Raw genomic sequence first — 12,849 nt, 5'->3', positions numbered from 1 at the left:
CCATTCCAATTTACAAGGGAGAATTTGAATGAAAAACTGGATCAAGGTTGCTTCGGCTACCGCTATTGCAATTGCTCTTAGCGCATCGGCAGCAAATGCGGCGTGGGAGAAGGTTGTTGTCGCAACCGAGGGTGCCTACCCTCCGTTCAACATGGTTGACGAGAATGGCAAACTCATTGGTTTTGACGTTGATTTCGCGAACAAGCTTTGCGAAACCGCGAAAATCGAATGTGAAATCGTTGCCCAGGACTGGGATGGCATGATCCCGGGTCTTCTGGCCAAGAAATATGATGCGATCATCGCACAGATGTCGATCACCGAAGAACGCAAACGTTCCATCGACTTCACCAATTATTACAGCAGCACCCCTGCTGTCTTCGTTGGCAAAGACGGTATGAAGATCGAAGCCTACAAAGACGGCGAAGTCATGGAAGACGCGCTTGATGGTCTGGTTATCGGCGTACAGCGCTCGACCACCCATGCAAACTTCCTGGAAGACAACTTCCCGAGCATCGAAATTCGTATGTATGGCAGCCAAGACGAAGCTTTGCTTGACCTGACCGCAGGTCGCGTTGACGCAACCCTTGCTGATTCCGGTACGCTGGAAGACTGGCTGAAATCCGACGCAGGCAAAGGTTACGGCTTTGTTTCCAACCAGTTCGCACCGCGCGAATGGTTCGGTGACGGCGCTGGTATCGGCATCCGTCAGGAAGACCAGGATCTGAAAGAAATCCTGAACAAGGCGATGGATGAAATGCTTGCAAACGGTTCCTATGCTGAACTGAACAAAAAGTATTTCCCAGCGATCAACCTGCACCCGAATTGATCTGCACACTGTTCCGGGGCGGCATTCATTTGCCGCCCCGCCCTTATTGTTGTTTCGTGTTTCATTGAAGGGGAATGGAGCACATTCGGCATCAAGGAAAGCTGGAGAAACCATGCTCGATTTATACGGCCGCGGTTGGCAGATGCTTGAAGGGGGACTGGTTACAGTTCAGCTTTGCCTTACCGTTCTGCCTTTCATGATCATTATCGGTTTGCTGGGCGCATCTGCGAAACTGTCGCGTTATCGTTCTCTTCGTATTATCGGGGAAAGCTATACGGTCCTTATTCGCGGCATTCCCGAGCTTCTTGTTATTTTATTGATTTATTTCGGCGGCACGATCGCCGTCCAGAACATCGCCGAAATGATTTCAGGCGAAGAAACGCGTGTTGATATTCCGGCTTTCTGGTCTGGTGTTGCTGCGCTTGCACTTGTTCAGGGAGCATTCGCCTCCGAAGTGTTTCGTGCGGCCATGCAGTCCATTCCGGTCGGACAGATTGAGGCTGCGACCGCATGCGGTATGACACCTAAACAGATTTTCCTGCGCATCAAACTGCCGCAACTGTGGCGTTTCGCCCTTCCCGGCTTGAATAACCTGTTTCAGGTGCTGATCAAGGATACCGCCCTTATTTCGGTTGTCGGTGTTGAAGAGATTATGCGCAAGGCGGCGATTGGTGCTGGAACCGACAAGGCACCCTTTACGTTTTACCTTGTTGCGATGCTGATGTTTCTTTCATTTACAACGGTTTCGCTTGTTGCCTTCAACTATCTTGAAAAGCGGGCTGCCCGCGGTATCGCGAGGGCATAGGGTATGTTTGAAGATCTGATTTACGTTCTTGGCAAATACGATACCTGGCTTTGGCGCGGCTTTTTGCTGACGATGGAGCTGTTGGTGATCTCAGTTACCTTTGGAACGCTCCTTGCCATTCCGCTGGCGGTGGCGCGTGTTTCCAAAAAGGTCTGGGTCCAGGCCCTGCCCTTTGCCTTTATCTATGTATTTCGTGGAACGCCACTGATCGGGCAATTGTTCATGATGTATTATGGCGTCGGGCAGTTAATTTCCAACATCGATGGCATTCAAGATCACTGGAGCTGGACGTATCTGCGCAATCCCTACTGGTACTGCCTGCTGACCTTTGTTCTGAACACATCGGCTTATGTCGCGGAAATTATGCGCGGTGGCATTCAAAACGTGCCAAGTGGCGAGCTGGAAGCCGCACGCGCGTGCGGGATGACACCCTGGACGACCTATCGCCGTATCATTTTCCCGCGCATGTGGCAGATGATCTGGCCTGCCTACACCAACGACGTGGTCTTTACGCTTAAGGCAACGTCGCTGGCATCGACTGTAACCATGATGGAATTGACCGGTGCAGCACGAAAGATCGTGGCACGAACCGCCCTTCCCTATGAGGCGTTTATTTCGGCCGGTGTGGTCTATCTGATCATTGTTTATGTGCTGACATTCGGCTTTAAGGGTGTTGAACGCTATTTGCGCCGCAATGAACGTCGCAAAGACAAGCAACCGGTCGGGCCCAAAACAGCTTCTATCTGAAGAATACCCATATACAGCCCGGATGATCATAATTTCACCGGGCTGTTTTGCCCCACGCCACCATATTCCAGGAAATCAAAATGCAAGAAGAACGCATTGCACTCGTGCGCCCGCAAATGGGAACGTCCCGCGCCCTGACAGTTCGCCGATATGGCAAACCGGGCAACGGGCCAAAGGCCTATTTCCAGGCGGCTTTACATGCCGATGAACTGCCCGGTGTCCTGACGCTGCATCATCTGGAAACGCTTCTGAAAGAAGCTGACGCAAAGGGCGAAATTACCGGCGAGATTGTTGTCGTTCCGTTCGCTAACCCGATTGGCTTCACCCAATATGTTGATATGAAGCCGCTTGGCCGGTTTGAACTGCGCAGTGGCCAGAACTTCAATCGTTATTACCCGGATCTGAGCGCGGCGTTAATCGCCGCCGTCGATGGAAAATTGGGTCAGGATGCCGATGAAAACGTCAAACTGATCCGGGCCGAGTTGCGCCGTCTGATTGTACAGCATCGCAAGGATATCAGTCCGCTGACCGATTTGCAGGACTTGCGCCTTACACTGGCGGAACTGGCCATTGATGCAGACTATGTTCTTGATCTGCATTGCGACTGGGAAGCTCCGATGCATCTTTACATCAGTGACCATAACTGGCCCGATGCAGCCGACCTTTCCGCGCAAATCGGTTCGGAGTGTTCCCTGATTGCCGAAATCAGCGGCGACAACCCGTTTGATGAAGCGTTTAGCCGCCCATGGGTCGAACTGCGCCGGACATATGGCGACAAGTTCCCGATCCCGATGGCAACGCTTGCAACCACCATTGAGCTGCGCGGTGACCGTGACGTTTATGACACCTTCGCCATTCCTGATGCCTTGAATATGTTCAAATTCCTACAGCGTCGTGGAATGATTGCCGGCGATCCCGGCCCGCTTCCCGAAGCAAAATGCGATGCAACCCCGCTTTCGGGTGTTGACCGCGTTTCCGCGCTTCATGGCGGGATGGTTGTGTTCGGGGTTGAAGCTGGTGCCATGGTCAAGGCTGGCCAAGAACTTGGCTATGTTCTTGATTGTGAGACAGGTGAAAAGACGCCGTTCTCCAGTCGAACTGATGGTGTTCTTTATTCGCGTCTGGGCACCCGTCTTGTGGTGCCGGGTGGTTATCTGTGTTCTGTGGCAGGTGCAGAACCGTTGCCGGGTCGCGAAGGACAGCTTTTGCTTTCCAAATAACCGCCTTCACAACATATCGGAACTGTTTCCCCGGTTCTGATTGAAACTGTGTTTCAAGACGGATCGATTGATTGCCAAATCAAGGTTGGGTACTTTGTTGGCGATTGATTGATCCGTCTTTATCTTTAAGACCTGATCAGGCAGCCGCACCGGTTACAACAAGGACACGGTGCAATGCCGGAAATGACCAACCGCGCTTGGCGCGTTGCAAGGATGTTCTGATGTTTGACCCGAAAACCGTTTCTGACGTGATTGCCGCTGCCAAGGCAAAGGCCGTTGCTGATGCCGATACTGCACGTCGCGCCATTTCTGTTCTGGATTTGACCAGTCTGAATGACGATGACACGCCCGAGGTGATCAAGGCTCTTTGCCAACGTGCGCAAACGCCTGTGGGCAACACAGCAGCGGTTTGCGTCTATGCGCCATTTATCGAAACGTCCTGGCGGGCACTTGGTCAGTCCGGTGTCAAGACAGCGACCGTCGTCAACTTCCCGGCCGGTGGCACCAATGCCCAGCGCATTGGCGATGAAACAGCCGATTGCGTCGCCAAGGGTGCCGACGAGGTCGATCTGGTGTTTCCGTATAAGGCCTTCATTGATGGCGACCTTGAAATTGCCAAGGATGTGGTCGATGCCACGCGCATGGCCTGCGGTTCCATGACCACCATGAAGGTCATCTTGGAAAGCGGCGAATTTGATGATCTTGGCAAGGTGTATGACGCGGCGCGTCTGGCGATCAAACACGGTGCGAATTTCGTCAAAACCTCGACCGGTAAAGTCCCGGTTGGTGCAACGCCCGAAGCCGCAGTGGCCATGTTGACCGCCATTCGAGATGCAAAAGAAGAAGATGGTCTTGACGCAGGTTTCAAGGCGTCTGGTGGGGTTAAAACCACCGAGGATGCAGCCCTTTACATTGCAATCGCCGATCTCATCATGGGGGATGGCTGGGCAAAACCGGAAACGTTCCGTTTTGGGGCCAGTGGCGTTTTGACGGCCTTGCTGGAAACTTGCGGGGCAAAAACGTCGGATGCGCCCGCTGCGACTGGCAACTACTAAGATATGTGACTATCTGCGAGACAGATATCCCGTTCGATCCGGTTTGAAGGAATAGATCAATGGCACGTGCCATCATCATCGTGGCAGACAGTTTTGGAATTGGCGCGGCACCCGATGCAGCCAAGTTCGGTGATCAGGGCTCTGATACCCTTGGTCATATCGCCGAATATTGCGCCAAGGGGCTGGCAGATAATGATCAGCGCAGTGGTCTGCTAAATGTGCCAAATATGGTCGCCCTGGGTCTTGGCGAAGCGGCACGCGATGCAACTGGTCGTGTGCCACCGGGACTTGATCATGGTGGCGCCATGATTGGTGCGTTCGGGCATGCCAAGGAACTATCGCGCGGCAAGGATACCCCAAGTGGTCATTGGGAAATTGCCGGCGTGCCTGTTGACTTTGACTGGGGCTACTTTCCGCTGACCGTTCCGACCTTCCCGGCCGAGTTGACGGATGCTCTGATTGAACAGGCAAAACTGCCGGGTATTCTTGGTAACTGTCACGCATCGGGAACGACCATCATTGCCGAACTTGGCGAAGAACATATCAAGACCGGAAAGCCGATTTGCTATACATCGGCCGACAGCGTGTTTCAGATTGCCGCCCACGAGGAACATTTCGGCCTTGATCGTTTGTACGAAGTTTGCGAAATCGCCTTCAAGCTGGTCGAGCCCTATAACATTGGTCGCGTGATTGCCCGCCCGTTTGTCGGTGAAAGTCCGGCAGATTTCAAACGGACGTCAAACCGTCGCGACATTGCCGTTCCCCCGCATAAACCAACCTTGCTCGATCAGTTCAGTTCAACCGGTGGTAAGGTGATTTCGGTTGGCAAGATTGCTGATATCTATGCCCATCGCGGCATTGCCAAGAAGGTCAAGGCATCCGGCAACATGGCGCTTTTCGATGCCATGATGACCGAGATTGCCGAGGCGCCTGATAACAGCATTGTGTTCACCAACCTGGTGGACTTCGACATGGAATTCGGTCACCGTCGTGATGTTCCGGGCTATGCCAATGCACTTGAAGAATTCGATAAACGAATTCCCGAATTGCGTGCGGCACTTAAGCCCGGTGATCTGGTGATTATCACGGCCGATCATGGATGTGATCCAACCTGGCGCGGCAACGACCATACACGTGAATTTGTGCCGATAATGGCCTTTGGCCCGGCCATCGCACCCGGTCCATTTGGAATGCGTGATACATTTGCCGATATCGGACAAACAGTGGCGGATCATCTTGGGATTGCACCACTTGCGACCGGTACATCATTTTTGAATGGATGACGTTATGAACTGGCAAGTCGGACAAAGTGAACCATCGATGTCGCCGATCCGGATCGAGGCGATTGTCGATACGATTTGTCCGTGGTGCTATATCGGCAAGAAGCGCCTGGAAAAGGCGCTGGCGCGCGAAAAGCTTGATAATCTGATCATTCACTGGCGCCCATTCCTGCTTAACCCGGATATGCCTAGTGGTGGCATTGACCGCAAACTTTATCTGTCGGCAAAATTCGGCGGATCTGAAAGTGCGTCGCGGGTCTATAAGGCCATCGAGGATGCCGGGGCCGCGGTTGGTATTGATTTCAAGTTTGACCAGATCAAGGTCACACCGGATTCAACTGATTCTCACCGCCTGATTTACAAGGTCTGCGCAGAACGCCCTGCCGTCGGTAATGATCTGGTTGAAGACTTGTTCGTCGCCTATTTCCTTGAAGGTCAGGATATCGGTGATCTTGATCTGTTGATTGATATCGCAGTGCGTCACGGCGAAGATCGTTCGGAAATCCATGAATACCTGACAGGTGATATGGACCGGGAATATGTCGGTCAGGAAAACAGGGTCGCCCATCAAATGGGTGTTACCGGTGTTCCGTGCTTCCTGTTTAACAGCCGTCATGCACTATCGGGCGCACAGGAACCGGACATTTTGCAACGCATGATCCGTCTGGCACGCCAGGAACAAATGCCTGCATAGGTTCAGATATTGATTAAAAGAAAAACGGCGGGATAACATGATGTTACCCGCCTTTTCTTTATGTGGCGACTGCGATGTCCGACAGCCGTTTCATCAATCGTTTCAGGCCTTCCAGGCGGTCTGTCGGGCCGTCCCAACCCGCCGCGTAGACGATCTTGTGATCCGGTCGCAGGCGTGCGACGCCGACCTGTTGTTGAATAAATCCGATCAGGCCGCCCGGGTTCGGGAACTCGTTATTGCGCAGCGTGATCAACGCCCCCTTGGGCCCGGCATCGAGCTTTTCGATATTGGCAACGCGGCACCATTGTTTGATGGTGACAACGTCCAGAAGGTTTTCGACTTCCTTGGGCAGTTTGCCAAATCGGTCAATCATCTCGGCTGCGAATTGATCGACTTCTTCGCGTGATCTCAGTTCAGAAATCCGGCGATACAATCCAAGTCGCACGCCGAGATCGGGCACATAACGATCCGGGATCAGAACCGGCATGCCGATATTAATCTGCGGAACAAAGCCTGCATCTTCGGACGCATCAATTTCGCCTTTGGCCTCGGCCACGGCTTCTTCGATCATCTGTTGATACAGCTCGATCCCGACTTCCTTGATGTGACCCGATTGTTCTTCGCCCAGCAGGTTCCCTGCCCCGCGAATATCAAGGTCATGACTGGCAAGGTTGAAACCGGCCCCCAAACTGTCGAGAGTTTGCATGACCTCAAGACGCTTAAGCGCCGTTGCCGTCAGCTTTTTGCCATTCGGAAGTGTAAGATAGGCATAGGCACGTTGCTTGGAACGGCCAATACGGCCACGCAACTGATAAAGCTGTGCTAGGCCGAACATATCCGCCCGGTGAATAATCATGGTATTGGCGTTCGGAACGTCGATTCCCGATTCAATGATGTTGGTCGCAAGCAACAGATCAAACTTGCGGTCGGTGAAATCGGTCATCACCTGTTCAAGATCACGTGCCCCCATTTGGCCGTGGGCAACATCAAACTTGATTTCAGGAACAAGGTTTTCAAGTTCCTTGGCAACTCGGCCGAGTTCGTTCACGCGCGGACAGACATAGAAAATCTGACCGCCACGGTGACGTTCGCGCAAGATTGCTTCTCGTACCACAACCGGATCATAGGGCGTGATATAGGTCCGTACTGCCAACCGGTCGACCGGTGGTGTTGCGATGATCGACAATTCCTTAACCCCGGTCAGTGCAAGTTGCAAGGTTCGCGGGATCGGTGTTGCGGTCAGTGTCAGCACATGAACGTCGGATTTCAGTTCTTTCAGGCGTTCTTTGTGTTTCACGCCGAAATGCTGTTCTTCGTCAATAATCAGAAGTCCAAGGTCTTTGAAATGCACACCGTTGCCCAAAAGCGCATGGGTGCCACAGACGATATCAACATGACCGCTTTCAAGGTTGTCTTTGACCAGCTTGGCATTTTTGCCGGTGACCAGACGTGAAAGCTGTTCGACCCGGACCGGAAGTCCGTCAAAGCGTTGCTTGAAATTCAGGTAATGCTGACGACACAGCAGCGTCGTCGGCGCAACAATGGCGACCTGCTTGCCCGACATGACGGCTGCAAAGGCTGCGCGCATGGCGACCTCGGTCTTGCCAAAGCCGACATCACCACAGACAAGACGATCCATCGGTTTGCCTGCGGCAAGATCATCAAGAGTGTCGCGGATGGCGCGCGCCTGATCCTCGGTTTCAGCAAACGGGAAGCTTGCACAGAATTCGTCATAACTGCCTTCAGGTGCCTGCAACTGTGCCCCTTTGCGCAGATGACGTTCGGCGGCGACCTTGATCAGTTTGCCAGCCATATCGCGGATACGTTCGCGCAATTTGGCCTTGCGGGCCTGCCAGGCGACACCGCCCAGCTTATCAAGGATTGAAATCCCCTCGTCCGAGCCGTATCGCGACAGGACCTCGATATTTTCAACCGGGACAAACAGTTTGTCGCCGCCGTCATATTCAAGCTCAAGACAATCATGTGGCGCACCGCCGGCTGTCACGGTTTTAAGGCCAAGATACCGCCCGATGCCGTGTTCCAGATGAACGACAAGATCGCCTTCGGAAATTTCGGATGCTTCGCGTAGGAAGTTGTCTGCCTTGCGGCGACGCCCGCCCGGACGGCTCATACGGTCGCCCAAGATATCCTGTTCAGTGACAAACCACAGGCCCTGACGACGGAAACCGCGTTCGATATCAAGGATGACAACCGCCACATGTTCGTGGGTCAGATCGTCCGTGACATCTTCCCAGCATTCACATGTGACGACCTTGCCCACACCATGTTCGCGCAGAAGTGACACCATGCGATCACGTGAACCATCGGAATAGGCTGCGATAACAACCTGATTTTCCTTACCGCGCTGGGTTGTGATGAAATCACGCAATTCGTCATAAAGATTGGTGTCTGCCCGCGCGCGCACATCACCAAAGTCGCGCCCTGCCCGTGCGCCAAGATCAAAGATTCCGCGTTCCGGGTTTTCATCGTCGTAATATGGTGAATATTCCAGAACAACGCGATCGGCCAGCATGCGGTCAAACTCGGCCTGATCAAGATAAAGCCGTTCTGTCGGAACCGGCTTATAGACATTATCACCCGAAAGACCGCCGCCCTTGATGTTCAGGCGGGCTTGATAATAATCATCAATCATTTCAAGACGGTTTTCGATGACCTCGCCATACTGGTAATCCAGTGTGACGATGGTGTCGGGCAAATAGGCAAATATTGTATCCAGCCCGTCATGGAACAGCGGAAGCCAATGTTCCATGCCACCGTATTTCAAGCCGTTTGAAATTGATTCATACAGCGGATCGGTTTGCGAAACCGCGCCAAAAAGTTCGCGATAGTTGCTTCGGAACCGTGAAATGCTGTCAGGGTCCAGAAATACCTCGCCCACCGGCAAAAGTGCGATTTCCTTGACCTTGCCAACCGTACGCTGCGTTTCAACGTCAAATCGACGGATGCTTTCAATCTCATCACCAAAGAAATCAAGGCGCACCGGTTCTTTCATGCCCGGTGCATAAATATCGACAATGTCGCCACGGACGGCGTAATCACCCGGCTCCATAACCTGTTCGGCGCGGTTATAACCCATCCGCTCGAAATAGGCGGTCAGATCGGCCCGGTCATATTCCGTACCGGCCTTGAAGGCGAGCTTGCCTTTGCGCATGACATCAACACACGGGACGCGCTGAATGGCGGCCGCCGCGGTTGTCAGAACAATGCGTCCAAACCCGGCATCTGGTGCCTTTCCTTCTGACAATGTCGTCAGGGTTTCGATCCGGCGTGCCGTGACTTCGGCAATCGGCGAAACGCGGTCGTAGGGCAAGCAATCCCATGCCGGAAGTGTCAGAACCTCCACTTCACCGGCAAAGAAGCGCAGTGCTTCGGCAAGCTGTGACATGCGCTTGTCATCGCGCGCGATATGCAAGACCGTCTGGTTGGTTCCGGCGGTTTCTAGCAATTCGCGCAAGATCAGCGCGTCGGCTCCTTCCGGAACGCCGCCAACCCGCTTCCGACCTTTGGTCGATATGATTTCTTTGATTTTGCTCAATGCTTTATCAGGCGTTGCTAAGTTCGCGGATCATACGCAGAACGTCAGTATCATACTGTGCCGGTGCCTGTTCCTTGCCCGTTGCCCATTTGAAGAAATCCGCATCCGGGACCTCATTGATCAATGCTTCGAACGTATCAAGCTGTTCTTCGGTCAGGGTGGCAAGATGCTTGTCCATGAACCGGCCCATCAGGATATCGTTTTCCTTGGTGCCGCGATGGCCCCCGCGGAACAACAGCTTTTTGCGACGCATTTCGAGTTCCGAAATGGTGTCAGTCATGATCGATCTCCTGAATTTTACTCTTTGCAGCGCCCGGCGGGTGGGCATCTGCCTGCAATTCTGTGGCTTGGTTTGTACGTTAAAATGCCGTTTTGGTCCATGCTGTGATGGGACGAATTTGCATCAATTGGTGACTTGCATGTTGTCCCGCGATAATTTTGTTGTATACCCATGCCATAAACGCACTTGTTCTATTAACGTTCTCATTCAAAGTTGCAACCAAAACCGACATGCGCCCGGAAATTCTGTTCCCTCTTTTTGCTGAAATTGACACGCTGACTGGCATTGGCCCGCGGTTAAAGCCGTTGGTTGCGCGATTGATTGGTGGGGAACATGTTGCGGATTTACTTTGGCACCTGCCGTCCGGGATTATTGATCGACGTTTTTCCCCGGATCTGTCGGAAACCATTGATGGTTCGGTTGTGACGATGGATGTCTGGGTCGAACGGCATGATCCGTCACCGAACCGCCGGCGCCCCTATCGTGTGATCTGCAAGACCCAAAGCGGAACCCTTGTTCTTGCCTTTTTCAATGCGCGGGCAAAGTATCTGAATGATGTATTGCCGATTGGTGAAAAGCGCATTGTTTCAGGCAAGATTGATCATTATCGCGGCGAGTATCAGATCACCCATCCGGACCGGATCGGGACCGAGGCTGAACGTGCTGAAATTCAAACTGTTGAGCCGGTCTATCCAATGTCGGCTGGTGTCACCGGCAAGACCTTGACCAAGGCGGCTCGTGCGGCGCTGGCGACCCTGCCCGACTTGCCGGAATGGCATGATCCGGCATTGGTTGCGCGCCATAAATGGCCGGATATCAAATCCGCCCTTCATACGGTGCACAATCCCCAGGACGAGGCCGATCTTTCGCCAGATCATCCGGCGCGTAAACGGCTGGCCTATGACGAATTGTTGGCCAACCAGCTTGCCCTTGCCCTTATCCGAGCCAAGATGCGCAAGCTTGGTGGTCGGGTGACGCAGGGCGACGGCAAGCTTCGCAACGGATTGGCGTCGCACCTGCCCTTTGCCATGACAGGCGCACAGCAACGCGCATTGAAGGATATCTATGCCGATATGTCGGGTGAAGGCCGCATGTTGCGGCTTTTGCAAGGGGATGTGGGTTCGGGCAAAACGGTTGTTGCCCTGATGGCGATGCTTAATGCGGTTGAATGTGGACGTCAGGCGGCCCTGATGGCACCAACCGAAATCCTGGCACGGCAACATTTTGAAACGATCGGCCCGTTGCTTGAAAAGATCGGGGTGACCTGTGCCATCCTGACCGGACGAGACAAGGGCAAATCGCGCAAGGCATCACTCGAAGGATTTGCCAATGGTGAAGTCCAGATCGCGGTTGGAACGCACGCCCTGTTTCAGGATGACGTCGTGTTTAAGGACCTTGCCTTTGCCGTGGTTGATGAACAGCACCGGTTTGGTGTGCATCAACGTTTGATGCTGGCGGGTAAGGGTCAGGCTGTTGATGTTCTGGTGATGACGGCGACACCAATTCCGCGCACCCTGACCCTGACGGCGTTTGGGGATATGGAAGTTTCTCGGCTTGATGAAAAGCCGCCCGGGCGCAAACCCGTTGATACCCGCGTGTTGCCCATCGACAAGGTTGATGATGTGATTTCCGGTATCGGTCGCGCCATGCGCACCGGCACCAAGATTTATTGGGTCTGTCCGCTGGTAGAGGATTCCGAAGTTCTTGACCTTCAGGCGGCAGAAGAACGTTACCGGGTTCTGGTCGAACTGTTTGGAAAAGCCCGTGTCGGGCTTGTTCACGGCAAGATGAAGGGCAAGGAAAAAGACGAAGTCATGGAACGCTTTGCCCATGGTGATACGTCTATTCTTGTCGCCACAACTGTGATCGAAGTCGGCGTTAACGTGCCAGAAGCCACCATCATGGTGATCGAGCATTCCGAACGGTTTGGCTTGGCGCAACTTCATCAGTTGCGTGGTCGCATTGGTCGTGGTGATGCAGCATCCACTTGTTTGTTGCTGTATGGCAGCCCGCTTGGACAGGTATCCAAGGCCCGCCTTAAGATCATGCGTGAAACTGAAGACGGTTTTGTAATTGCCGAGGAAGACTTGAAACTGCGTGGTGCAGGTGAAGTTCTGGGCACCCGGCAAAGCGGCCTTCAGGAATACCGGTTGGCCAATCTTGAACTCCATGGCGAACTGTTGGCAATAGCACGCGATGATTCACGTTTGATCGTTGATCGCGACCCGGATCTTCAAAAAAACCGCGGGGAAGCATTGCGGTTGTTGCTGTATCTGTTTGAACGTGACGAGGCCGTTCGTTACTTCCGATCCGGCTAAAAACAATAAAGGGCGCCATTTCCGGCGCCCTTTATTGTTTTTGTGTCTCGTCCTGAAATACGTTGTCA

At 53.3% G+C, this 12,849-nt stretch carries 10 protein-coding genes; 8 read left to right on the top strand and 2 right to left on the bottom strand.

Translation table 11 applies throughout. The features are described 5' to 3' along the window. Positions 1-28 precede the first annotated feature (28 nt). From TH19_RS12805 to TH19_RS12775, 7 genes are all read left to right on the top strand, one after another. Positions 29-826, top strand: coding sequence for a transporter substrate-binding domain-containing protein (locus TH19_RS12805; RefSeq protein ID WP_114102761.1), 798 nt, complete (start codon positions 29-31; stop codon positions 824-826). A 112-nt stretch (positions 827-938) separates the two neighbouring features. Then, entirely contained in the window at positions 939-1,631 is a 693-nt protein-coding gene (locus TH19_RS12800) for an ABC transporter permease (protein ID WP_114102760.1), read from the top strand. 3 nt (positions 1,632-1,634) lie between these two features. After that, a complete protein-coding gene (locus TH19_RS12795) occupies positions 1,635-2,378 on the top strand; it encodes an ABC transporter permease (RefSeq protein WP_114102759.1) in 744 nt (247 codons plus the stop codon). An 80-nt stretch (positions 2,379-2,458) separates the two neighbouring features. Continuing rightward, positions 2,459-3,598 (top strand): succinylglutamate desuccinylase/aspartoacylase family protein, encoded by a 1,140-nt coding sequence (locus tag TH19_RS12790; RefSeq protein WP_114102758.1) that lies wholly within the window; start codon positions 2,459-2,461, stop codon positions 3,596-3,598. A gap of 221 nt (positions 3,599-3,819) precedes the next feature. Beyond that, the gene (deoC, locus tag TH19_RS12785) at positions 3,820-4,653 is read left to right on the top strand and encodes a deoxyribose-phosphate aldolase (protein ID WP_114102757.1); all 834 of its coding nucleotides are present in this window, start codon (positions 3,820-3,822) and stop codon (positions 4,651-4,653) included. Between the two features lie 59 nt (positions 4,654-4,712). After that, the gene (locus tag TH19_RS12780) at positions 4,713-5,936 is read left to right on the top strand and encodes a phosphopentomutase (protein WP_114102756.1); all 1,224 of its coding nucleotides are present in this window, start codon (positions 4,713-4,715) and stop codon (positions 5,934-5,936) included. Positions 5,937-5,940: 4 nt separating this feature from the next. Next, positions 5,941-6,627 (top strand): DsbA family oxidoreductase, encoded by a 687-nt coding sequence (locus tag TH19_RS12775; RefSeq protein ID WP_114102934.1) that lies wholly within the window; start codon positions 5,941-5,943, stop codon positions 6,625-6,627. A 58-nt stretch (positions 6,628-6,685) separates the two neighbouring features. Here the strand turns inward: TH19_RS12775 and mfd are convergent, their stop codons facing one another. Both mfd and TH19_RS12765 read right to left on the bottom strand, forming a co-directional pair. Then, positions 6,686-10,183: a transcription-repair coupling factor gene (gene mfd / locus TH19_RS12770; RefSeq protein WP_114102755.1), complete on the bottom strand. Its 3,498-nt coding sequence runs from the start codon at positions 10,181-10,183 to the stop codon at positions 6,686-6,688. A 7-nt stretch (positions 10,184-10,190) separates the two neighbouring features. Continuing rightward, entirely contained in the window at positions 10,191-10,463 is a 273-nt protein-coding gene (locus tag TH19_RS12765) for an FAD assembly factor SdhE (protein ID WP_114102754.1), read from the bottom strand. Between the two features lie 230 nt (positions 10,464-10,693). Here TH19_RS12765 and recG point away from each other — a divergent pair, with 230 nt between their 5' ends. Then, complete coding sequence (gene recG / locus TH19_RS12760) at positions 10,694-12,781, top strand: ATP-dependent DNA helicase RecG (protein ID WP_114102933.1); 2,088 nt, start codon at positions 10,694-10,696, stop codon at positions 12,779-12,781. Positions 12,782-12,849 lie beyond the last annotated feature (68 nt).

The organism is Thalassospira profundimaris, assembly GCF_003326675.1.
Taxonomy (GTDB): domain Bacteria; phylum Pseudomonadota; class Alphaproteobacteria; order Rhodospirillales; family Thalassospiraceae; genus Thalassospira; species Thalassospira aquimaris.
The sequence above is the reverse complement of the archived record's forward strand: the minus strand, read 5'-3'. Positions and strand labels throughout refer to the sequence as shown.